This is a genomic window from Citrobacter sp. GW821-FHT07H02 (assembly GCF_059418505.1).
Map to the genome: position 1 here is coordinate 303,477 of NZ_JBWKPZ010000002.1, position 24,079 is coordinate 327,555.

At 54.2% G+C, this 24,079-nt stretch carries 16 protein-coding genes; 12 read left to right on the forward strand and 4 right to left on the reverse strand.

From position 1 onward, the window contains the following. Window positions 1-101 precede the first annotated feature (101 nt). A complete protein-coding gene (gntK, locus tag AC07NP_RS04550; protein ID WP_276293610.1) occupies window positions 102-632 on the forward strand; it encodes a gluconokinase in 531 nt (176 codons plus the stop codon). Continuing rightward, on the forward strand, window positions 632-1,972 hold the full coding sequence (gene gntU / locus AC07NP_RS04555) for a gluconate transporter (protein WP_192614253.1): 1,341 nt from the start codon (window positions 632-634) through the stop codon (window positions 1,970-1,972). Before gntK ends, gntU begins: the two co-directional genes overlap by 1 nt. 94 nt (window positions 1,973-2,066) lie before the next feature. On the opposite strand, the gene AC07NP_RS04560 is transcribed toward gntU, so the two are convergent. Then, on the reverse strand, window positions 2,067-2,513 hold the full coding sequence (locus AC07NP_RS04560; protein WP_494659710.1) for a hypothetical protein: 447 nt from the start codon (window positions 2,511-2,513) through the stop codon (window positions 2,067-2,069). Window positions 2,514-2,960: 447 nt separating this feature from the next. Beyond that, window positions 2,961-3,554 (reverse strand): NAAT family transporter YhgN, encoded by a 594-nt coding sequence (gene yhgN / locus AC07NP_RS04565; RefSeq protein ID WP_494659711.1) that lies wholly within the window; start codon window positions 3,552-3,554, stop codon window positions 2,961-2,963. Between the two features lie 190 nt (window positions 3,555-3,744). On the opposite strand from yhgN, the gene asd reads away from it, so the two are divergent. The 6 genes from asd (at window position 3,745) to glgP (ending at window position 14,490) form a co-directional block, all read left to right on the forward strand. After that, window positions 3,745-4,851 (forward strand): aspartate-semialdehyde dehydrogenase, encoded by a 1,107-nt coding sequence (gene asd / locus AC07NP_RS04570; protein WP_276293612.1) that lies wholly within the window; start codon window positions 3,745-3,747, stop codon window positions 4,849-4,851. A gap of 269 nt (window positions 4,852-5,120) precedes the next feature. Beyond that, entirely contained in the window at window positions 5,121-7,307 is a 2,187-nt protein-coding gene (glgB, locus tag AC07NP_RS04575; RefSeq protein ID WP_203359709.1) for a 1,4-alpha-glucan branching enzyme, read from the forward strand. Further along, window positions 7,304-9,277 (forward strand): glycogen debranching protein GlgX, encoded by a 1,974-nt coding sequence (gene glgX / locus AC07NP_RS04580; protein WP_494659712.1) that lies wholly within the window; start codon window positions 7,304-7,306, stop codon window positions 9,275-9,277. Before glgB ends, glgX begins: the two co-directional genes overlap by 4 nt. A 17-nt stretch (window positions 9,278-9,294) precedes the next feature. Further along, window positions 9,295-10,590, forward strand: a complete 1,296-nt coding sequence (gene glgC / locus AC07NP_RS04585; RefSeq protein WP_494659713.1) for a glucose-1-phosphate adenylyltransferase — start codon at window positions 9,295-9,297, stop codon at window positions 10,588-10,590. Beyond that, window positions 10,590-12,023, forward strand: a complete 1,434-nt coding sequence (gene glgA, locus AC07NP_RS04590; RefSeq protein WP_192614260.1) for a glycogen synthase GlgA — start codon at window positions 10,590-10,592, stop codon at window positions 12,021-12,023. The genes glgC and glgA overlap by 1 nt, the downstream gene beginning before the upstream one ends. 19 nt (window positions 12,024-12,042) lie before the next feature. Then, on the forward strand, window positions 12,043-14,490 hold the full coding sequence (gene glgP / locus AC07NP_RS04595) for a glycogen phosphorylase (RefSeq protein ID WP_203359712.1): 2,448 nt from the start codon (window positions 12,043-12,045) through the stop codon (window positions 14,488-14,490). Between the two features lie 87 nt (window positions 14,491-14,577). Here the strand turns inward: glgP and glpD are convergent, their stop codons facing one another. Next, window positions 14,578-16,086: a glycerol-3-phosphate dehydrogenase gene (gene glpD / locus AC07NP_RS04600; protein ID WP_494659714.1), complete on the reverse strand. Its 1,509-nt coding sequence runs from the start codon at window positions 16,084-16,086 to the stop codon at window positions 14,578-14,580. A gap of 188 nt (window positions 16,087-16,274) precedes the next feature. Here glpD and glpE point away from each other — a divergent pair, with 188 nt between their 5' ends. From glpE to AC07NP_RS04615, 3 genes are read left to right on the forward strand one after another with little or no spacing between them, the layout of a single operon-like run. Beyond that, on the forward strand, window positions 16,275-16,601 hold the full coding sequence (gene glpE, locus AC07NP_RS04605) for a thiosulfate sulfurtransferase GlpE (protein WP_494659715.1): 327 nt from the start codon (window positions 16,275-16,277) through the stop codon (window positions 16,599-16,601). 44 nt (window positions 16,602-16,645) lie between these two features. Next, window positions 16,646-17,476: a rhomboid family intramembrane serine protease GlpG gene (gene glpG / locus AC07NP_RS04610; protein ID WP_494659716.1), complete on the forward strand. Its 831-nt coding sequence runs from the start codon at window positions 16,646-16,648 to the stop codon at window positions 17,474-17,476. An 18-nt stretch (window positions 17,477-17,494) separates the two neighbouring features. Then, complete coding sequence (locus AC07NP_RS04615) at window positions 17,495-18,253, forward strand: DeoR/GlpR family transcriptional regulator (RefSeq protein WP_192614265.1); 759 nt, start codon at window positions 17,495-17,497, stop codon at window positions 18,251-18,253. Between the two features lie 92 nt (window positions 18,254-18,345). Here AC07NP_RS04615 and malT read toward each other — a convergent pair whose 3' ends face one another. Further along, the gene (gene malT / locus AC07NP_RS04620) at window positions 18,346-21,051 is read right to left on the reverse strand and encodes an HTH-type transcriptional regulator MalT (RefSeq protein ID WP_203359716.1); all 2,706 of its coding nucleotides are present in this window, start codon (window positions 21,049-21,051) and stop codon (window positions 18,346-18,348) included. 631 nt (window positions 21,052-21,682) lie between these two features. On the opposite strand from malT, the gene malP reads away from it, so the two are divergent. After that, the gene (gene malP / locus AC07NP_RS04625) at window positions 21,683-24,076 is read left to right on the forward strand and encodes a maltodextrin phosphorylase (protein WP_494659717.1); all 2,394 of its coding nucleotides are present in this window, start codon (window positions 21,683-21,685) and stop codon (window positions 24,074-24,076) included. Window positions 24,077-24,079: the final 3 nt, after the last annotated feature.

Below are 24,079 nucleotides of genomic sequence, written 5' to 3' on the forward strand. Positions count from 1 at the left end.
GGCACGAATGGATATTGCTTCTCTATTTGTCCGGCCGGACAATGTTACCGATAACAGTTACCCGTAACAATTCTCTGAACCTTGTACTGTGGGGGCCCACTTTGAGCACGACTAACCATGATCACCACGTTTACGTTCTGATGGGCGTATCAGGCAGCGGCAAATCCGCTGTCGCCAGCGAAGTGGCGCATCAACTGAATGCCGCGTTTCTTGATGGCGATTTTCTCCATCCGCGCTGCAACATCACGAAAATGGCGTCCGGCGAGCCGCTGAATGACGACGACCGTAAACCGTGGTTACAGGCGCTGAATGATGCTGCGTTCGCGATGCAGCGCACCAACAAGGTTTCGCTGATCGTCTGTTCCGCCTTGAAAAAACATTACCGTGACCTGCTGCGCGACGGTAACCCGAACCTCTCTTTCATCTATCTGAAAGGGGACTTTGACGTGATCGAAAACCGCCTGAAGGCGCGTAAAGGCCACTTCTTTAAAACGCAGATGTTGGTGACCCAGTTTGAAACACTGGAAGAACCGGGCGCTGACGAGAGCGATGTCCTGGTGGTAAATATCGATCAGCCACTGGAAGGTGTTGTCGCAAGCACCGTTGAGGTTATTAACAAAGGCAGTAAGTAGTGAGTACATTAACGCTTGTTTTAACAGCAGTAGGGTCTGTTTTACTGCTGTTGTTTTTAGTGATGAAGGCGCGTATGCACGCCTTCGTTGCTTTGATGGTGGTGTCTATTGGTGCAGGTCTCTTTTCCGGAATGCCGCTCGACAAAATCGCAGCGACGATGGAAAAGGGAATGGGGGGAACCCTGGGCTTCCTGGCGATTGTGGTCGCCCTGGGAGCCATGTTCGGCAAGATTTTGCATGAAACCGGGGCAGTCGATCAGATCGCCGTCAAAATGCTCAAATCTTTCGGCCACAGCCGGGCGCATTATGCGATTGGTCTGGCGGGTCTGATTTGCGCGCTGCCGCTATTCTTTGAGGTGGCGATCGTCCTGCTGATTAGCGTTGCGTTCTCTATGGCGCGTCACACCGGCACCAACCTTGTGAAGCTGGTGATCCCGCTGTTTGCGGGTGTGGCTGCCGCCGCCGCATTTCTGTTGCCAGGGCCTGCGCCGATGCTGCTGGCTTCTCAAATGCACGCCGATTTTGGCTGGATGATCCTGATTGGCCTGTGCGCGGCAATCCCCGGCATGATTATCGCCGGGCCGCTGTGGGGCAATTTCATCAGCCGTTATGTCGAGCTGAATATTCCTGATGACATTACCGAACCGCATCTGGGCGAGGGCAAAATGCCGTCCTTCGGCTTTAGCCTGTCGCTGATCCTGCTGCCGCTGGTGCTGGTCGGGTTTAAAACTATCGCGGCACGCTTTGTGCCGGTCGGGTCCGACGCTTACCAATGGTTTGAATTTATTGGTCATCCGTTCACCGCGATTCTGGTGGCGTGTCTGGTGGCGATTTACGGCCTGGCAATGCGTCAGGGCATGCCGAAAGACAAAGTGATGGAAATTTGCGGCCATGCGCTGCAACCGGCGGGGATTATCCTGCTGGTGATTGGTGCAGGCGGCGTGTTCAAACAGGTACTGGTCGATTCTGGCGTGGGTCCTGCTTTGGGCGAAGCGTTGACCGGTATGGGCTTACCGATTGCCATTACCTGCTTCGTGCTGGCGGCGGCGGTCCGTATCATTCAGGGTTCTGCTACCGTAGCCTGCCTAACGGCGGTGGGTCTGGTGATGCCGGTGATTGAACAACTGAATTTCTCTGGTGCGCAGATGGCGGCTCTGTCTATCTGCATCGCGGGTGGTTCAATCGTGGTCAGTCACGTTAACGACGCCGGTTTCTGGCTGTTCGGTAAGTTTACCGGTGCGACCGAAGCACAAACGTTGAAGACCTGGACGATGATGGAAACCATCCTCGGCACCGTCGGCGCGATTGTCGGTATGATTGCGTTCCAGCTTCTGAGCTGAGTCCGATGCCCGGTGGCGCTTGCGCTTACCGGGCCTGGATTCGTGCATATATTCAGACCGTAAGCCGGGTAAGCGCGAGCGCCACCCGGCTTTTTTACAGCATCACCACACCATTCTCGGTTTTCAACCAACGCGGCGCTTTCAGCGTATCGGCGAAATACCCCACCAGATCCTGTAGCAAATCACCTGCAACCCGTTCCATATCATCAGAAAGCGTTTTGCTCATCAGTAAGAGAGTTAATAACTGGCAGTAACGTCCCATTTGATCGGGTTCAGGCTCGAATAGGGGAGAACGGGTCGGTAATGTTTCCACCGTCAGGCTGGCTTGCAGGTGTTGCGGTACGGGTTCCGTCAGCGTCGGTTGCAATAACGCGAGACAGGCCGACAGACGCGCGCAAATCGCCAGTTTTTCAACCGGGTCATGACATTCTACAAGCCCTTCGACAAAACGCTCGCAGTTATCCGCCAGCTCGGTGAAATCCGTGGCATGGCTAAAGGGCAGGGTAAATAAAGCGTGTGAAAAGAGAGGGGTAGTAGCCATAAGGCAGCCTCCAGTATGTTTTATTTAAACCACCACCGGAGAGGCTAATCTCGCGGGTGGCGGAACCGAGCGGAGTTAGCCTTACCGGTCATACTGGATACCGGCGCGTCTTACGACGCCCCCGCCCGGTCCGCCATTGAGACGAAACCGGTCGCACGACATAGGAGTATATGTCGCCAGTATGATTTTCAGAAGGCTAATTCTGGCACCTGATTTTGCAGGTGCAGCGAGAAGATAATGCTTATCCGCGAGGCTGACAAGAGGGTATTCCGGAAGGCGCTTCGCAGAAATGAAAATACGTTTTTTCAGCGACTTAAATGCTTGAGGTGTTTCTTAAAAACACATTCACGTTGTTGATTGCCCGGTGGCGCTACGCTTACCGGGCCTACACACGAGCACATATCGACACCGTAGGCCGGGTAAGCGCAAGCGCCACCCGGCACAATGTTACCCCTTCATCCACATCCGAACGCCATCCAGGAACATCTGGGTCGCCATCATCACCAGAATCAGCCCCATCAGACGCTCCAGCGCGTTAACCCCTTTCTCGCCCAGCAGGCGCAAAAACAGCGACGATTGCAGCAAAATCACAAATGTTCCGCCCCAGGCGATCAGCAGGGCAATCACCAGATGCCCCATCTGATTCGGGTATTGGTGCGATAACAGCATCAACGATGCCAGGATCGTCGGGCCTGCAACCAGCGGGATCGCCAGCGGCACGATAAACGGCTCTTCACCCGCCGGAAGCCCGGCGCTGTTGCCTGACGCGCTGGGGAAAATCATCTTGATGGCGATCAGGAACAGAATGATGCCCCCGGAAATTGACACGGTTTCTGCACGCAGGTTAAGAAATGCCAGAATTTTCTCGCCCGCAAACAGGAATATCAGCATCACCAACAGCGCAATGAACAGCTCGCGAACCATAATTGCGCGTCGGCGTTTGGGTTCGGTATGTTTCAGTACGGACATAAAAATGGGCAGATTTCCGAGCGGATCCATAATCAAGATCAACAAAACTGCCGCCGAAATGATTTCATTCATAAGTCAAATTCCCAGATAATCAATACGGACTTTCTGCTTGTTTGCGCAGCGGGATAAGTCGCATTACTGATGGCTTCGCTATCATTGATTAATTTCACTTGCGACTTTGGCTGCTTTTTGTATGGTGAAGGATGTGCCGCAGGATACTGGCACACATACACAGCACACATCTCTGCAGGAAAAAAACGCTATGAAAAATGTTGGTTTTATCGGCTGGCGCGGTATGGTCGGCTCTGTACTCATGCAACGCATGGTTGAAGAGCGCGACTTCGACGCCATTCGCCCTGTTTTCTTTTCTACTTCCCAGCTCGGGCAGGCGGCACCGACGTTTGGTGCGACCTCCACCGGCATGCTTCAGGACGCGTTTGATCTGGAAGCGCTGAAGGCGCTCGACATCATTGTGACCTGTCAGGGCGGCGATTATACCAACGAAATCTATCCAAAGCTTCGTGAAAGCGGTTGGCAGGGTTACTGGATTGATGCCGCTTCCTCACTGCGTATGAAAGACGACGCCATCATCATTCTCGACCCGGTTAACCAGGATGTCATCACCGACGGCTTAAACAAAGGCATTAAGACCTTCGTCGGCGGCAACTGCACCGTGAGTCTGATGCTGATGTCGCTTGGCGGCCTGTTCGCCAACGATCTGGTTGACTGGGTTTCTGTCGCGACCTACCAGGCCGCTTCTGGCGGCGGCGCACGTCATATGCGCGAACTGCTGAGCCAGATGGGCCATTTGTATGGTCATGTGGCCGAGGAACTGGCGACCCCTTCTTCTGCGATCCTCGATATCGAACGTAAAGTCACCACCCTGAGCCGTAGCGGCGATCTGCCGGTGGATAACTTTGGCGTACCGCTGGCGGGCAGCCTGATCCCGTGGATCGACAAACAGCTTGATAACGGCCAGAGCCGTGAAGAGTGGAAGGGACAAGCGGAAACCAACAAGATCCTCAACACCGCTTCTGTGATCCCGGTTGATGGCCTGTGCGTGCGCGTGGGCGCGCTGCGCTGCCACAGCCAGGCGTTCACCATTAAACTCAAAAAAGATGTGTCTATTCCGACCGTGGAAGAACTGCTGGCGGCCCATAACCCGTGGGCGAAAGTAGTACCTAACGATCGTGAAATTACCATGCGTGAGTTAACCCCGGCGGCCGTTACCGGCACGCTAACCACACCAGTAGGGCGTCTGCGTAAGCTGAACATGGGACCCGAGTTCCTGTCAGCCTTTACCGTCGGCGATCAACTGCTGTGGGGCGCTGCAGAACCGCTGCGCAGAATGCTGCGTCAGTTGGCCTAACAGTGTGTTAAATATACAGGGGTGCTGAGTCACCCCTTTTTTGCGTAATACAGGAGTAAGCGCGATGTTTCATTATTTACCAGGAGTTAGATAAAGCATTGGCTATTCTTTAAGGGTGGCTAAATACGGTGCGTATTTAGACCTTGCCTGGAGGTAGGACGGAGCAGAAAGGATGCACATTGTGCTGCGCCGTTCAGGTCAAAGAAGTGTCGCTACCTGATGTCGAAGATCAGTTGGAAGGGGCGATACCATAAAACAGGATGACAACCATGTCCGTTCGTATCGATAGAGACGTGATTAATGCGCTTATTGCAGGCCACTTTGCGGATCCTTTTTCCGTACTCGGTATGCATCAAACTGACGCTGGCCTTGAAGTTCGGGCCCTATTACCTGACGCCACCGAAGTGTGGGTGATCGAACCTAAAACCGGGCGTAAAGTCGGCAATCTGGAATGCCTCGACTCACGGGGTTTCTTTTGCGGCGTAATGCCCCGGCGTAAAAATGTCTTCCGCTATCAACTCGCTGTTGTCTGGCATGGGCAACAGAATCTGATTGATGATCCTTATCGCTTTGGCCCTCTAATCCAGGAAATGGATGCCTGGTTATTATCTGAAGGCACCCATCTGCGTCCGTATGAAACCCTGGGGGCGCATGCAGATACGATGGACGGCGTTACCGGTACGCGTTTCTCCGTCTGGGCGCCTAACGCCCGGCGCGTCTCGGTGGTCGGGCAGTTCAACTACTGGGATGGTCGTCGCCACCCAATGCGTCTGCGCAAAGAGAGCGGCATCTGGGAGCTGTTTATCCCCGGTGCGCAAAATGGTCAGCTGTATAAATACGAAATGATCGACGCACATGGCCGCCTGCGCGTTAAAGCTGACCCCTATGCGTTTGAGGCGCAAATGCGCCCGGAGACGGCGTCGCTCATTTGCGGTTTGCCGGAAAAGGTCGTCCAGAGCGAGGCGCGCAAACAGGCCAATCAATTCGACGCGCCCATCTCCATTTATGAGGTGCATCTCGGCTCCTGGCGCCGTCACACCGACAATAATTTCTGGCTCAGTTATCGTGAGCTGGCAGATCAGTTGATTCCTTACGTGAAGTGGATGGGCTTCACGCATATTGAGTTACTGCCGATTAATGAACACCCGTTTGACGGCAGTTGGGGCTACCAGCCTACCGGCCTGTATGCGCCGACGCGTCGTTTTGGTACGCGCGACGACTTCCGTTACTTCGTCAATGCCGCGCATCAGGCGGGGCTGAACGTCATCCTCGACTGGGTGCCGGGGCATTTCCCGTCAGACGACTTTGGCCTGGCAGAGTTTGACGGCACCGACCTGTACGAACACAGCGACCCGCGCGAAGGCTACCATCAGGACTGGAACACGCTGATCTACAACTACGGTCGCCGCGAAGTCAGTAACTATCTGGTCGGTAACGCCTTGTACTGGATTGAACGTTTCGGGATTGATGCGCTGCGCGTGGATGCCGTCGCGTCGATGATTTATCGCGACTACAGCCGCAAAGAAGGCGAGTGGATCCCCAACGAATATGGCGGTCGCGAAAACCTCGAAGCGATCGAATTTTTACGCAATACCAACCGTATTCTGGGCGAACAGGTGCCCGGCGCGGTCAGTATGGCGGAAGAGTCTACGGATTTTCCGGGGGTTTCTCGCCCGCAGGACATGGGGGGGCTGGGCTTCTGGTTCAAATGGAACCTCGGCTGGATGCATGACACGCTGGACTATATGAAGCTGGATCCGGTCCATCGTCAGTATCATCACGATAAGCTGACCTTCGGCATGCTGTACAACTACACCGAAAACTTTGTTCTGCCACTGTCGCATGACGAAGTGGTCCACGGCAAAAAATCCATTCTTGATCGCATGCCTGGCGACGCCTGGCAGAAATTTGCCAACCTGCGTGCCTATTACGGCTGGATGTGGGCTTTCCCTGGCAAGAAACTGCTGTTTATGGGTAATGAGTTTGCCCAGGGTCGCGAATGGAACCACGACGCCAGCCTTGACTGGCATTTGCTGGAAGGCGGCGACAACTGGCACCACGGCGTCCAGCGCCTGGTCCGCGATCTGAACCACACCTACCGTCACCATAAAGCGCTGCATGAGGTTGATTTTGATGGGTATGGATTCGAATGGCTGGTGGTGGACGACAACGAACGTTCGGTGCTGATTTTTGCCCGTCGGGACAAAGCCGGTAACGAAATTATTGTCGCCAGCAACTTTACGCCGGTCCCACGTCCTGGCTATCGCTTCGGCATTAATCAGCCGGGGAAATGGCGCGAGATAGTGAATACCGACTCCATGCACTATCACGGCAGTAATACCGGCAATGGCGGAGCCGTACAAAGCGATGAAATTGCCAGTCACGGTCGCCAGCACTCACTGAGCCTAACCTTGCCGCCGTTAGCCACCATCTGGCTGATGCGGGAGGGGGAATGAGCCAACTGGCCATCGGTAACGCCACGCCGAATGGCGCAACCTACGACGGTCATGGCGTTAACTTTACGCTCTTTTCGGTGAATGCCGCGCGCGTAGAACTGTGCGTTTTCGATGCGCAGGGGAGCGAGAAGCGCTATGAACTACCGGGGCGGAGCGGTGACGTATGGCATGGTTATCTGGCCGATGCCAGGCCCGGTCTGCGTTACGGTTATCGAGTGTACGGTCCGTGGCAGCCTGAACAGGGGTTGCTTTTCAATCCGGCGAAATTGCTGATTGACCCTTATGCCCGCCGGGTGGAAGGCGATCTGAAAGATCATCCCGAGTTGCATGGCGGATATGACGCACCGGATCGCCGTGACAGCGCCGCCTTCGCGCCAAAATGCGTGGTGGTGGCCGACCATTATGACTGGGAAGACGATGCCCCGCCGCGCACGCCGTGGGGCAATTCGGTGATCTACGAGGCGCACGTGAAGGGGCTGACGTATCTGCATCCGGGGATCCCGGAGGAGATTCGCGGCACCTACAAGGCGCTCGGTCATCCGGTGATGGTGGCGTATTTCAAACAGTTGGGGATAACCGCGCTGGAATTGTTGCCAGTGGTGCATTTCGCCAGTGAACCGCGTTTACAACGGCTGGGGCTGTCGAACTACTGGGGCTATAACCCCATGGCGATGTTCTCGCTTCATCCGGCATATGCCTGCTCCCCGGAGACTGCGCTCGATGAATTTCGCGACGCGGTGAAAGCGCTGCATAAAGCCGGTATTGAAGTCATTCTCGACATTGTTCTCAATCATAGTGCGGAGTTGGATCTCGACGGTCCGTTCTTCTCTCTGCGCGGAATCGACAACCGTAGCTATTATTGGATTAAGGAGGATGGTGATTACCACAACTGGACCGGCTGTGGTAATACGCTCAATTTAAGCCATCCCGGCGTGGTGGAGTATGCGTGCGAGTGCCTACGTTACTGGGTTGAGACGTGCCATGTTGATGGTTTTCGTTTTGATCTGGCCTCCGTCATGGGGCGTACGCCTGAGTTTCGTCAGGATGCGCCGCTGTTTAACGCCATCAAAAACTGCCCGTTGCTTTCAAATATTAAGCTGATTGCTGAGCCATGGGATATTGGTGAAGGGGGATATCAGGTCGGTAATTTCCCGCCACCGTTTGCCGAGTGGAACGATCATTTCCGCGACGCGGCCCGGCGTTTTTGGTTGCAACGCAATTTGTCTCCGGGTGATTTTGCGCAGCGTTTTGCCGCCTCCAGCGATGTATTTAAACGCAATGGCCGTAAACCCAGCGCAACAGTAAATCTGGTTACGGCCCATGATGGATTTACGCTCAGAGACTGTGTTTGTTTCAATCAGAAACATAATGAGGCAAACGGTGAGGAAAATCGCGACGGCACCAACAACAATTATAGTAACAATCATGGTAAAGAAGGATTAGGCGGTACGTTAGACCTGATTGAACGGCGGCGCGACAGTATTCATGCCCTGTTGACGACGTTACTGCTCTCTCAGGGGACGCCGATGTTGCTTGCGGGCGATGAGCATGGTCACAGCCAGCATGGCAACAACAACGCTTACTGCCAGGATAATGCCTTAACCTGGCTGGACTGGCAGCAGGCGAACAGTGGGTTAACTCTGTTCACTGCCGCGTTGATTCATCTTCGCCAGAAGATCCCTGCGTTAACTCAGGATCGCTGGTGGGAAGAGAACGACGGCAATGTTCAGTGGCTTAATCAGTACGCACAACCCTTGAGTGCGGATGAGTGGCAAAACGGACCGAAACAGATGCAAATCTTGCTGTCGGGTCGTTTTCTGATCGCAATAAACGCCACGCTTGAGGTAACAGATATCGTTTTACCTGAAGGGGAATGGCGCGCTATTCCTCCATTTGCTGGAGAGGATAATCCAGTGATTACGGCTGTCTGGCAGGGACCTGCGCACGGACTGTGTGTGTTCCAAAGATGATAAAAAAGGAGTTAGTCATGGTGAGTTTAGATAAAAACGATCGTTTAATGTTGGCGCGCCAGCTGCCATTGAAATCTGTTGCCCTGATCCTGGCCGGTGGCCGTGGTACCCGTCTAAAAGACTTAACCAACAAACGCGCCAAGCCAGCCGTTCACTTTGGCGGCAAGTTCCGCATTATCGATTTTGCGTTATCCAATTGCATTAACTCTGGGATCCGCCGTATCGGCGTCATCACGCAGTATCAGTCCCATACCCTGGTGCAGCATATTCAACGCGGCTGGTCATTCTTCAGTGAAGAGATGAATGAGTTTGTTGACTTGCTGCCCGCCCAGCAAAGGATGCAGGGCGAAAACTGGTATCGCGGCACCGCAGATGCCGTCACCCAAAACCTGGACATCATTCGTCGCTATAAAGCGGAATATGTGGTGATCCTCGCGGGCGATCACATCTATAAGCAAGATTACTCTCGCATGCTGATAGACCATGTTGAGAAAGGGGCGCGTTGTACCGTGGCATGTATGCCGGTGCCTATCGAAGAAGCCAGCGCGTTTGGCGTGATGGCTGTTGATGAGACCGACAAAATTATCGAGTTCGTGGAAAAACCGGCGAACCCGCCAGCAATGCCAAACGATCCGACGAAGTCCCTCGCCAGTATGGGCATCTATGTTTTTGATGCTGATTACCTCTACGAACTGCTGGCAGAAGATGATGAGAATGACGCGTCCAGCCATGACTTCGGCAAAGATATTATTCCGAAAATTACCGAAGCTGGTCTGGCTTATGCGCATCCATTCCCATTGTCCTGCGTGCAGTCTGACGCGGATGCCGAGCCGTACTGGCGCGATGTCGGAACCCTGGAAGCGTACTGGAAAGCCAACCTCGATCTGGCCTCTGTCACGCCTGAGCTTGATATGTACGACCAGGAATGGCCAATCCGTACGCATATGGAACCGTTGCCGCCCGCGAAATTTGTGCAGGACCGCTCCGGCAGCCACGGGATGACGCTCAACTCGCTGGTTTCCGGCGGCTGTATTATTTCCGGTTCGGTGGTGGTGCAGTCGGTTCTGTTCCCACGGGTAAGGGTGAATTCGTTCTGTAACATTGATTCGGCAGTCTTGTTGCCAGAAGTTTGGGTCGGGCGTTCCTGCCGTTTGCGCCGTTGCATCGTCGATCGCGCTTGTGTGATCCCGGAAGGCATGGTGATTGGTGAAAACGCGGAAGAGGATGCGCGTCGTTTTTACCGTTCAGAAGAAGGCATTGTGCTGGTCACGCGTGAGATGCTGCGCAAACTGCAGGTCAACCAGGAGCGATAATGCAGGTTATACATGTATGTTCAGAGATGTTCCCTCTGTTGAAAACCGGGGGGCTGGCGGATGTGATTGGCGCATTGCCGGCGGCACAAATTGCGGATGGCGTGGATGCCCGTGTATTGCTTCCTGCATTTCCTGACATTCGTCGGGGGGTAACCGATGCAAAGGTGGTTACCCGACGCGACACCTTCGCAGGAAGGATCACGCTGTTGTTCGGTCATTACAACGGTGTCGGTATCTACCTGATTGATGCTCCCCATTTGTATGACCGTCCGGGTAGCCCGTATCACGACACCAACTTATTTGCGTACACCGATAACGTGCTGCGTTTTGCGTTGCTGGGGTGGGTCGGATGTGAAATGGCCTGCGGCCTTGATCCATTCTGGCGCCCGGATGTGGTGCATGCGCACGACTGGCATGCAGGTCTGGCACCGGCCTATCTGGCGGCGCGCGGCCATCCGGCGAAATCGGTGTTCACCGTACACAACCTGGCATATCAAGGCATGTTTTATGCAAAGCATATGGATGACATCCAATTGCCATGGTCGTTCTTTAATGTGCACGGACTGGAGTTTAACGGACAGATTTCATTCCTGAAGGCGGGGCTGTACTACGCCGACCATATCACGGCGGTCAGCCCGACCTATGCGCGTGAAATCACGGAAGCGCAGTTTGCCTACGGGATGGAAGGTTTGCTGCAGCAACGGCACCGTGAAGGACGTCTTTCCGGCGTGCTGAACGGTGTGGACGAAAATATCTGGAGCCCGGAAACCGATCTCCTGCTGGCGTCACGCTACACGCGTGATTCGCTGGAAGAGAAAGCGGAAAACAAACGGCAGTTGCAGATAGCGATGGGCTTAAAGGTCAATGACAAAGCCCCGTTGTTTGCGGTCGTCAGCCGCCTGACCAGCCAGAAAGGGCTGGATCTGGTGCTGGAAGCCTTACCGGGTTTGTTAGAGCAGGGCGGGCAACTGGCGTTACTCGGCGCAGGTGACCCCATCTTGCAGGAAGGGTTTCTTGCCGCCGCTGCAGAGCACCCGGGTCAGGTCGGCGTGCAGATCGGCTATCACGAGGCGTTCTCACATCGCATTATGGGTGGCGCGGATGTGATTTTGGTGCCCAGCCGCTTTGAACCTTGCGGCTTAACGCAATTATATGGACTGAAGTACGGCACGCTGCCGCTAGTGCGGCGCACCGGTGGGCTGGCTGATACGGTGTCTGATAGTTCGCTGGAAAACCTGGCGGACGGTATCGCCAGTGGGTTTGTATTTGAAGATAGTAACGCCTGGTCGCTATTAAGAGCGATTAGACGGGCTTTCGTGTTGTGGTCCCGGCCTTCGCTCTGGCGTTTTGTCCAACGACAGGCAATGGCTATGGATTTTAGCTGGCACGTCGCGGCGAAGTCGTACCGCGAGCTTTACTATCGTTTGAAATAGTTATCCAGGAATCACTTATATGAATGCTCCATTTTCTTATGCATCGCCCACACTCAGCGTAGAGGCCCTTAAGCATTCTATTGCCTATAAGCTGATGTTTACGATTGGCAAAGATCCGGTCATTGCCAACAAACATGAGTGGCTGAACGCCACATTGTTCGCGGTGCGCGATCGTCTCGTGGAGCGCTGGCTGCGTTCTAACCGTGCTCAACTGTCACAGGAAACCCGTCAGGTGTACTACCTGTCGATGGAGTTTCTGATTGGCCGCACCCTTTCCAATGCGCTGTTATCGTTAGGTATTTATGACGATGTCAAAGGTGCGCTGGAAGGCATGGGGCTAGACCTTGAGGAATTGATTGATGAAGAGAACGACCCGGGCCTCGGTAACGGCGGTCTGGGGCGTCTGGCGGCGTGTTTCCTCGACTCGCTGGCAACGTTAGGTCTGCCGGGTCGTGGGTACGGTATCCGCTACGACTACGGCATGTTCCGGCAGAATATTGTCGACGGGCGGCAGAAAGAGTCTCCGGACTACTGGCTGGAGTACGGTAACCCGTGGGAGTTCAAACGCCATAACAAACGCTATAAAGTGCGTTTTGGCGGACGTATTCAGCAGGAAGGCAAGAAGACGCGCTGGATTGAAACTGAAGAGATTCTGGCCGTCGCCTATGACCAGATCATTCCGGGTTACGACACCGATGCCACCAACACGTTACGTTTGTGGAATGCGCAGGCCAGCAGTGAAATCAACCTCGGTAAATTTAACCAGGGTGACTACTTCGCGGCAGTGGAAGACAAAAACCATTCCGAGAACGTTTCCCGCGTCCTCTATCCGGACGATTCGACTTACTCGGGGCGTGAGCTGCGTTTGCGCCAGGAGTACTTCCTGGTCTCTTCGACGATACAGGACATCCTGAGTCGCCACTACCAACTGCACAAAACCTACGACAATCTGGCGGATAAAATTGCTATCCACCTCAACGACACCCACCCGGTGCTGTCGATTCCTGAAATGATGCGTCTGCTTATCGACGACCATAAGTTCAGTTGGGATGATGCGTTTGAAGTGTGCTGCCAGGTCTTCTCCTACACCAACCACACGTTGATGAGTGAGGCGCTGGAAACCTGGCCGGTCGATATGCTGGGTAAAATTCTGCCGCGTCATTTGCAGATAATCTTTGAGATCAACGACTACTTCCTGAAAACCTTGCAGGAACAGTACCCCAACGATACTGCGCTGCTGGGACGCGCGTCGATCATTGACGAGTCCAACGGTCGTCGCGTGCGCATGGCGTGGCTGGCGGTGGTGGTGAGCCACAAAGTTAACGGCGTCTCCGAACTGCACTCCAACCTGATGGTACAGTCGCTGTTTGCCGATTTTGCGAAGATCTTCCCGACGCGATTCTGCAATGTCACTAACGGTGTGACGCCGCGCCGCTGGTTGGCGCTGGCGAACCCGCCGCTCTCCGACGTGCTGGATGAGAACATTGGCCGCACCTGGCGTACCGATCTCAGCCAGTTGAGCGAGCTTGAACAGCACTGCGATTTCCCGCTGGTCAACCATGCGGTGCGTCAGGCGAAGCTGGAGAACAAAAAACGTCTGGCGCTGCTTATCGCTCAGAACCTGAATGTGGTGGTGAATCCGAAAGCGCTGTTTGATGTGCAGATCAAACGTATTCACGAGTACAAACGCCAGTTGATGAACGTGCTGCATGTGATCACCCGTTACAACCGTATCAAGGCTGAGCCTGATGCCGAGTGGGTGCCGCGTGTGAATATTTTCGCGGGGAAAGCGGCTTCCGCTTACTACATGGCGAAACACATCATTCACTTGATCAACGATGTCGCGAAGGTGATCAACAACGATCCGCAGATTGGCGACAAGCTGAAGGTGGTCTTTATCCCTAACTACAGCGTCAGCCTGGCGCAGGTGATCGTTCCTGCCGCCGACCTGTCTGAGCAGATTTCACTGGCAGGAACAGAAGCGTCCGGCACCAGTAATATGAAATTTGCCCTCAACGGCGCGCTGACGATCGGTACGCTGGACGGTGCCAACGTCGAGATGCTGGAGCATGTGGGTGCGGAAAATATCTTTATCTTTGGTAATACGGCGGAAGAGGTCGAGGCGCTGCGCAGTAAGGGCTACAAACCTCGCGAGTATTACGAGAAAGACGAAGAGCTGCACCAGGTACTGACGCAAATTGGCAGCGGCGTGTTCAGTCCGGACGAACCAGGCCGTTATCGTGACCTGGTGGACTCGCTGATTAACTTTGGCGACCACTATCAGGTGCTGGCGGATTATCGCAGCTATGTTGACTGTCAGGATAAGGTCGACGAACTGTATCTGCGTCCGGAAGAGTGGACCGCTAAGACCATGCTCAACATCGCCAATATGGGGTATTTCTCCTCCGACAGGACGATCAAAGAGTATGCCGACACCATCTGGCATATTGATTCGGTGCGGTTGTAATGAAGAAAGGCCCGGTAGTTTTACCGGGCCTGCGGGTTAATGCCGTTCTGTAGGCCGGAAAAGCGAAGTCGCCATCCGGCCTTTTTATTAAGACGCTAACGACAGTTGGCGTTTATCCAGGTATTCCGCCAGCCAGTGGGTGATGCGGGACTGCTGTTCGGCGTTGAGCCACATCCCTTCTTTGGTGCGACGCCACAGCGCATCGTCTGCGCGGCGTACCCACTCGTGCTCGACCAGATACTTCAGCTCCGCTTCGTAGAATTCGTGACCAAAATCTTCACCTAAGTCTGCAATCGAGGTGGCGTCACCCAGGATCCATTCCGTGTTGCTGCCATAGGTGCGCGAGTAGTGGCGCGCCAGCGATTCCGTCAGGAAAGGGTAACGGCGGCGCAGTTTTGCCGCATAATCTTCACGATCATTGCCAATTTCGCCGCCTGGCAGGATGCACTCTTTGGTCCAGGCCGGGCCAATACCCTGATAGTAAGATGACAGTTTTTCCACTGCGTGTTCGGCCAGCTTACGGTAGGTGGTCAGCTTGCCGCCAAACACAGACAGCAGCGGGGCTTTGCCGTTTTCGTCGTGAATATCCAGCGTGTAGTCACGCGTGATGGCCTGTGGCGAATCGGATTCGTCATCACACAGCGGGCGTACGCCAGAGTAAGTCCAGACGATATCGTCGCGTCCCAGTTGTTTCTTAAAGTGCGCGTTGTAAACCTTCAGCAGGTAATTGATTTCACTTTCGTCAATTTTCACCGCTTTCGGGTCGCCATTATATTCAACGTCGGTGGTGCCGATTATTGAGAACTCATCCATCCACGGGATCACAAACACAATGCGTTTGTCTTCGTTTTGCAGGATGTAAGCCTGCTTCTGCGTGTGGACGCGCGGCACCACGATGTGGCTGCCTTTGATCAGGCGGATACCGTACGGTGAAGGCAGATGCATGCCGTCGTCGAAGAACTGTTTCACCCACGGGCCCGTCGCGTTGACCAGACCACGCGCCTGCCAGCTGTATTTTTTGCCGGTATCGATGTCTTCCGCTTCTACGATCCACAACCCGTTTTCGCGGCGGGCGGAGGTTGCACGGGTACGGGTTAATACTTCCCCCCCTTTGCGGACCACCATTTGGGCGTTTGCCAGAACCAGTCGCGCATCGTCTACCCAGCAGTCAGAATATTCGAAACCGCGCACAATCTCGGGTTTCAGCACAGAATCTGCGCCAAAACGCAAACCGGTTGAACCAGGTAAACTGGTGCGTTTGCCCAGGTGATCGTACATAAAAAGACCTACACGAATCATCCATGCCGGACGCAGGTGCGGGCGGTGAGGTAGACGAAAACGCATCGGGAAGGCGATATGTGGCGCCATTTTCAACAGCACTTCACGCTCGGCCAGCGCTTCGCTGACCAGGCGGAATTCGTAGTGTTCCAGGTAGCGCAAGCCACCGTGGATGAGTTTAGAACTTGCAGAGGAGGTGGCGCAGGCTAAATCCTGCGCTTCCAGCATCAGCACGGATAAACCACGTCCAGCGGCGTCTGCCGCGATACCGGCACCGTTAATGCCCCCGCCTATCACAATCAGATCTTTGGTTTCCATGCTGCCCTCTTGCGCTTTCGTTATAGCTCATAAATGTTCGTTATCGAACATAATAGCAAAGAAACGCGCCATTGGTAACATCGAAAAAACATTTTAGAGTGATACATATAACATTATGGTGTTTACCTGCCGTCTGAACGTACACTGGGCGTTACTATGGCTTACCGGCAATAAAAGAAAGAGAGTCTATGGATCAGTTTGAATGTATTAACGTAGAAGAAGCTCACCAGAAACTGCATCACGGAAAAGCGGTACTGGTCGATATCCGCGATCCGCAAAGCTATGCAATGGGGCATGCGCCGCAAGCGTTTCATTTGACCAATGACACGCTGGGAACGTTTATGCGCGAACATGACTTCGATAGCGTGGTGATGGTGATGTGCTACCACGGAAATAGCAGCAAAGGGGCGGCGCAGTATCTTCTCCAGCAAGGCTATGACGCGGTCTACAGTATTGATGGCGGCTTTGATGCATGGCACCGCCATTTCCCCTCAGAGGTGGCATACGGCTCGTAAGCCTTTATACTGTTCTCTTTTGTGTGGACTAAGCGACAGCAACGATGTTGATGATTACCTCTTTTGCTAACCCCCGCGTGGCGCAGGCATTTGTTGATTATATGGCGACGCAGGGCGTTATCCTGACGATTCAACAACATGACCAAAGCGACGTCTGGCTGGCGGATGAATCCCAGGCCGAGCGCGTCCAGGCGGAGCTGGCGCGATTCCTCGAAAACCCGGGCGATCCGCGTTATCTGGCGGCGAGCTGGCAGTCCGGTCATACCGACAGCGGACTCCACTATCGCCGTTTCCCGTTTATTGCCACGCTGCGTGAACGGGCAGGTCCCGTTACCTGGCTTGTCATGGCGGCATGCATCCTGGTGTTTCTCGCGATGAACATCATGGGCGATCAGAACGTGATGCTTTGGCTGGCCTGGCCGTTTGACCCGTCGCTGAAATATGAGTTCTGGCGCTATTTCACCCATGCGTTTATGCACTTCTCGCTGATGCACATTCTCTTTAACCTGCTGTGGTGGTGGTACCTTGGCGGGGCGGTCGAAAAACGTCTGGGCAGCGGCAAACTGGTCGTCATTACGGTGATCAGCGCACTGCTGAGTGGCTATGTGCAGCAGAAATTTAGCGGTCCGTGGTTTGGCGGGCTTTCGGGTGTTGTTTACGCATTGATGGGTTATGTCTGGCTGCGCGGTGAACGCGATCCGCAAAGTGGTATATACCTTCAGCGTGGTTTGATTATTTTTGCGTTGATTTGGATAGTAGCCGGCTGGTTTGACATGTTTGGGATGTCGATGGCGAATGGCGCACACATCGCCGGGCTGGCGGTAGGTTTGGCAATGGCATTGGCTGATACGGTTAATGTGCGAAAACGAACATAGAAATTCCAGGGAATCAGAATGAAACAAACACAACGACATGACGCGATCATTGAACTGGTAAAAAAACAGGGATACGTCAGCACCGAGGAGCTGGTGGAGCATTTCTCCGTCAGCCCGCAGACGATTCGCCGCGATCTCAACGAACTGGCCGATCAGAATATGATTCTGCGCCACCACGGTGGTGCGGCGCTGCCTTCCAGTTCCGTGAACACGCCGTGGCACGATCGAAAAGCAACGCAAACGGCGGAAAAAGAGCGTATCGCGCGTAAAGTCGCCACGCAAATACCGAATGGTTCCACGCTGTTTATCGACATCGGTACAACGCCGGAAGCGGTCGCGCATGCGCTGCTGGACCACAGCAATCTTCGCATTGTGACCAACAACCTCAACGTGGCGAACACGCTGATGGTGAAAGAGGATTTTCGCATTATTCTGGCCGGCGGTGAGCTTCGCAGCCGTGATGGCGGGATCATTGGCGAAGCAACGCTCGATTTTATCTCCCAGTTCCGCCTCGACTTTGGCATTTTGGGGATAAGCGGCATCGACAGCGATGGCTCATTGCTGGAGTTTGATTATCACGAAGTGCGTACCAAGCGCGCGATCATTGAAAATTCACGCCACGTCATGCTGGTGGTGGATCACTCGAAGTTTGGTCGTAATGCGATGGTGAACATGGGCAGCATTAGTCTGGTCGATGCGGTCTATACCGATACCATGCCACCCGCTGGCGTGATGCAGGTGATTGCCGAGCACCACATTCAGCTGGAGCTGTGCTAATGACGTTTGCCGGATGACGGCTAACGCTGGATCCGGCCTACAAAATCACCCGCCCTCGTAGGCCCGGTAAGCGTTAGCGCCACCGGGCAAAATCACACCCCATAACCCATCATCTTCAACAATTGCTGCGCGTGCTGCACCGCATCCTGCCGGTGCGCGACGCCAAGTTTCTGATACAGGTTGCGAATGTGCGTTTTGATGGTGGTTGCGGCGACTGCCAGCTCGCCCGCGATCTGTTCATTGCTGTAACCAGAATAGATAAGCCCCAGAACCTGCCATTCGCGTTGCGTGAGCGGGCTGGTGCGGATCAGTTCCGGCACTTCCGGGTGCGTGAGCAGACGCTCAACGAAACCCTCGTCAAAATGGGCGAACTTATGTCGGTGGTGCTGGTTAATCTCCCGCAGGATACGCTGTGCCCGGTGTTGATCGAGTTCCGGTAACGTGTTGAGCTGAAGCAGTTGGCGAAGTTGCTGCGCCATCGCTTCCCCTTCAATCACAAAGTGGCTGATGAAACCGGTACGATTCGCCAGTTGCAGCGCCTCAAGCAGCACGCGCTGGGCATCGTTTTTACGTCCTGCCTGCCAGTACAGTTGATTGAGCAGCAGCAGGTTGCGGTTCAGGTCGCTCATCAGACGTAGACTACGTGCATTTTCGTTCAGCTCTTCCAGCACAATTTCTGCGGGTTCGAACTCGCCTAACAGGATCTGCACCCTGGCGATGTTGCGCCACTGGCTTTGCAGGAAGTGGTTGTTGGCAAACGCCGGTTTTGGTGTGTGTCGCAGCCAGTGAGCGGCCGATTTTTTATCGCCGGTCATCTGCCAGTAAATCACCCGGACTTTATCCGCATTGGAGATCCAGTCACTGTGATATTGGCCGTTGCCCAGCAGGTTTTCCAGCCGGTTCAACTGGCTACGGGCATTATCCAGATCGCCACGCGCCAGCGAGCATTGCACAAGGAGCGCCAGACACTGCAACTGCTGTTGCGGCTGGAAGCCAGAGAGCACATCAATGCCGCTACGGGCTGAGGCTTCAGCCTCATCCAGACGCGCCCACGCCCACAGGAGCTGCGCGCGAATGCGTACCAGGAATTCGTGCATCGGTAACTGTTCCAGGTGTTGATCTTTGATCAACTGGAACGCTTTCTCTTGCGTTTCCCAGGCCGCTTGCAGGAAGCCCTGGGCAAACAGAATTTCGCTTTGTTGGATAAGGCTCCACAGCGCGTAGTGCCAGACATCATGGTGGCGCGCCATTTGCTCCGTTTGCTGCATTAATGACAGCGATTGGGCAAGATCGCCTTTACAGTGCAGAACTTCACCGTGTACGGACGTGGCGACAATCCGGCTATAGAACCAGGCAATCGGCAGTTCGTCCAGCGCCAGTTTTGCCAGCCGCTCTGCTTCATCCGGGTTGCCGTCGTTGATCGCCACCTGTGCGCGCAATGCGTTAAATTCCGCATGCAGTGTTCCGTCCATCACGCCGTTGATCTCTTGCTCGGCGCGCGCCAGCAGGGTGTTGACCTCGCTGTAACGGTGTTGGCTCTGCATCAGCCAGGCTTGCAGCAGCACCAGTCGTGGATTTTCCAGCAGGCTTTCCCACGGCAGCGCTTTCAGTGACTCTTCCAGTAACGCCAGTTCGCTGTGGTTGAACAGACCCCACGCATGGTTAAGCAGGATGTCGCGCAGCATATGCGCGTCGCCAGCCGCCAGCGCATGGTGAATGGCCTCGCTGGGGAACCCTTGCGCCATCCAGCTTTCGGCGGCGGCGCGGTGAATTTCCGGCAGTTCGGTTGCCAGTTCCCACTGGCAACGCTGACGTAAAAAGTTGCCGAACAGCGGGTGATAACTAAACCATTCGCCGGTGTCATCCATCCGTTGCAGGAACAAGCCCTGGCGCTCAATCTCTTCCAGGCGCATTTGGCCGTTTTCTTCGCCGGTAACACGGGCGATGAGAGCGTCGTTCATGGAGCGTAAAACAGCGCTTTTTAACAGGAAGTGACGGGTGGCGACATCGACGCTGTCCAGCACTTCATCCACCAGATAATCAGACAAGTGGCTGGCGTTGATCCCCGCCAGACGGCGTGCCGACTGGTGAGCGGGGCTATTGTTCTGGCGGGCGGAAAGGGCGATAAGCTGTAGCGCCGTTGCCCAGCCTGCAACGTCGTCACACATCCGACTGCTTTCAGCGGCTTCAATCGGGGAGGATAAACGACGGTCAAAAAACTGTTTGGCTTCCTGGTGGTTGAAGGCTAATTGCTGACTGCCTATTTCCAGGAGCTGATCGCGTACGCGCAGATTAGCGATGCCCAACTGCGGTAAGTTGCGCGACAGAACCACCAGCGTGAGGTTTTCTGGCTGATGGCGCAGGAAGAAGCGCATCGACTCATGGATAACCGGGTTGGAGATCAGGTGGTAATCGTCAATGACCAGATACAGCGGACGATGCCACTCTGCCAGTTCAATAAACAGCTGGGCAAACAGTGACGTCAGGCTGGCGTATTGGCGCTTTTGCACCATCACTTCACTGGTCGAGCAATGCCCGCCAGTGGCTTGCTGGATGGCGGCAATCAGATAGCTGGCAAATCGCTCTTGCTGATTGTCACCTTCATCCAGTGAGAACCAACCTAACTCATTTTTTCCGGCTGCCCATTGTGAAATGAGCGTGGTTTTCCCGTAACCAGCAGGACTTGTGATTAGGGCTAACCTGAAATTGTTCGCGCCGGAAAGTTTAGCCAACAGGCGCTCACGAACCACTGTATGGTCGAGTCGAACCGGACGACTTAATTTAGACGGAATCAACATAGTTAATCACTTCACTGTGAGGAAATGGGGAAAAACGATTTTTTTTGCGCTTCGTAATTAATAGATATAAGGTCGGACAGAAACCGGTTTAATGCAAGTTAAGCGGACTTTTTGTGCTTCTGAATTTGCACTCTGTCACAAATATAAATATATCTGGTTGGAAACTCACTTTTATCGTCTGAATGTGCGTGGGGACTGGATTGGCACCTCATTCTGGCTGTTTCAGAGCATGTCATAAGCGCTGTATGGCGACTGCGGTTTTAATGAAAATCGTCATTTTCCCTGCATGAAAAATAAACATTTACGAAAGAGTGATAAATCAGGGAGTTATTTTAGGTTAGAAACTATTTCCGTATTTACATGTTCTTTCTAAATGATATTCCACAATTTTTCCTGGCCTCTGTTTATTCCCTTCGATAATGCGTAAAACAATATATGGCTTGCAGGGATCTGTGTGGTCATTCTGAGCATTGACGGGTCATCGCACTATCATTAAGTGGTGGCGATCACACTTTTATGCTCATCCCCACTACTCCTCCCCGCCTAATCCCCGGTGGGAGGAGGAAGGTCAACAACGAGCCAGGCAAACTAGCAATAACGTTGTTTTATTACCTGAGGACCCGGAATTCCTATGTCACAGCCTACCTTTAATAAAGAGCAATTTCAGGCTGCCCTGACGCGTCAGTGGCAGCGTTTCGGTTTACTGTCGGCTGCCGAGATGACCTCTCGTCAATGGTGGCAGGCTGTTAGCGGCGCACTGGCTGAGTTACTCAGCGCACAACCCGCGGCAAAACCGGCGAAAAATCAGCGCCATGTTAACTACATCTCGATGGAGTTTCTGATTGGCCGTCTGACAGGTAACAACCTGCTTAACCTGGGCTGGTATCAGGAGGTGAGCGACGCGTTGAAAGCACATGACATCAACCTGAGCGACCTGCTGGAAGAAGAAGTCGATCCGGCGCTGGGTAACGGCGGTCTGGGACGTCTGGCTGCATGCTTCCTTGACTCGATGGCCACCGTGGGGCAGTCCGCGACAGGCTATGGCCTGAATTACCAGTACGGCCTGTTCCGTCAGTCTTTTGCCGATGGGCAGCAAATGGAAGCGCCAGATGACTGGCATCGCGGCAGCTACCCGTGGTTTCGCCATAACGAAGCACTGGATGTCCAGGTCGGCATTGGCGGCAAGGTGAGTAAAGACGGCCACTGGGAACCGGGCTTTGTGATCACCGGTCAGGCGTGGGATCTGCCGGTGCTTGGCTATCGCAATGGGATGGCGCAACCGCTACGTCTGTGGCAGGCGACCCATGCACATCCGTTCAATCTGACCAAATTTAACGATGGCGATTTCTTGCGGGCGGAACAGCAGGGCATCGACGCGGAAAAACTGACGAAAGTGCTGTATCCGAATGACAACCACACCGCAGGCAAAAAGCTGCGCCTGATGCAGCAATACTTCCAGTGTGCGTGCTCGGTGGCTGACATTCTGCGTCGCCATCACCTGGCGGGTCGCAAGCTGCATGAGCTGGCCGATTTCGAAGTGATTCAACTGAACGACACCCACCCGACTATCGCCATTCCTGAACTGCTGCGCGTGCTGCTCGACGAGCACCAGATGAGCTGGGACGAGGCGTGGGCGATCACCAGCAAAACCTTCGCTTACACCAACCACACGCTGATGCCGGAAGCGCTCGAGTGCTGGGATGAAAAACTGGTGAAAGTGCTGCTGCCGCGTCATATGCAGATCATCAAAGAGATTAACGACCGCTTTAAGACGCTGGTGGATAAGACCTGGCCGGGCGACAAAGCGGTGTGGGCGAAGCTGGCGGTGGTCCACGACAAACAGGTGCGCATGGCAAACATGTGTGTGGTGAGTGGCTTTGCGGTCAACGGCGTGGCCGCGCTGCACTCGGATCTGGTAGTGAAAGATCTCTTCCCGGAATATCACCAGCTGTGGCCGAATAAATTCCATAACGTGACCAACGGTATTACGCCGCGTCGCTGGATCAAACAGTGCAACCCTCAACTTGCCGCGCTGCTCGACAAGTCGCTGAAGAAAGAGTGGGCCAACGATCTCGATCAACTGATCAATCTGGAGAAATTTGCCGACGACGCAAAATTCCGTCAGACGTATCGCGAGATTAAACAGGCGAACAAAGACCGTCTGGCCGAGTTTGTGAAGGCGCGGACCGGGATTGAAATTAACCCGCAGGCGATTTTTGATATCCAGATTAAGCGCCTGCACGAATACAAACGCCAGCATCTGAACCTGCTGCATATTCTGGCCCTCTACAAAGAAATCCGTGAGAACCCGAAAGCAGACCGTGTGCCGCGCGTGTTCCTGTTTGGCGCGAAAGCGGCGCCGGGTTATTACCTGGCGAAGAACATTATCTTTGCGATCAATAAGGTGGCGGAAGCTGTCAATAACGATCCAAAAGTGGGTGACAAACTGAAAGTGGTCTTCCTGCCGGATTACTGTGTCTCGGCGGCGGAAATGCTGATCCCGGCGGCGGATATCTCCGAGCAGATCTCGACGGCCGGTAAGGAAGCGTCTGGCACCGGTAATATGAAGCTGGCGCTGAACGGTGCGCTGACCGTTGGTACGCTGGACGGGGCAAACGTCGAAATCGCCGAGAAAGTGGGCGATGAGAACATCTTTATTTTTGGTCATACCGTGGAAGAGGTGAAAGCGCTGAAAGCCAAAGGTTACGACCCGGTGAAATGGCGTAAAAAAGACAAAGTGCTGGATGCGGTACTCAAAGAGCTGGAAAGCGGGAAGTACAGCGGTGGTGATAAACACGCGTTTGACCAGATGCTGCACAGCATGGGCAAGCAGGGTGGTGACCCGTATCTGGTAATGGCGGACTTTGCTGCCTACGTTGAGGCGCAAAAGCAGGTCGATGTGCTGTATCGCGACCAGGAAGCCTGGACCCGTGCGGCGATTCTGAATACGGCGCGTTGCGGCATGTTCAGCTCGGATCGTTCCATCCGTGATTATCAGACCCGTATCTGGCAGGCAAAGCGCTAAGGA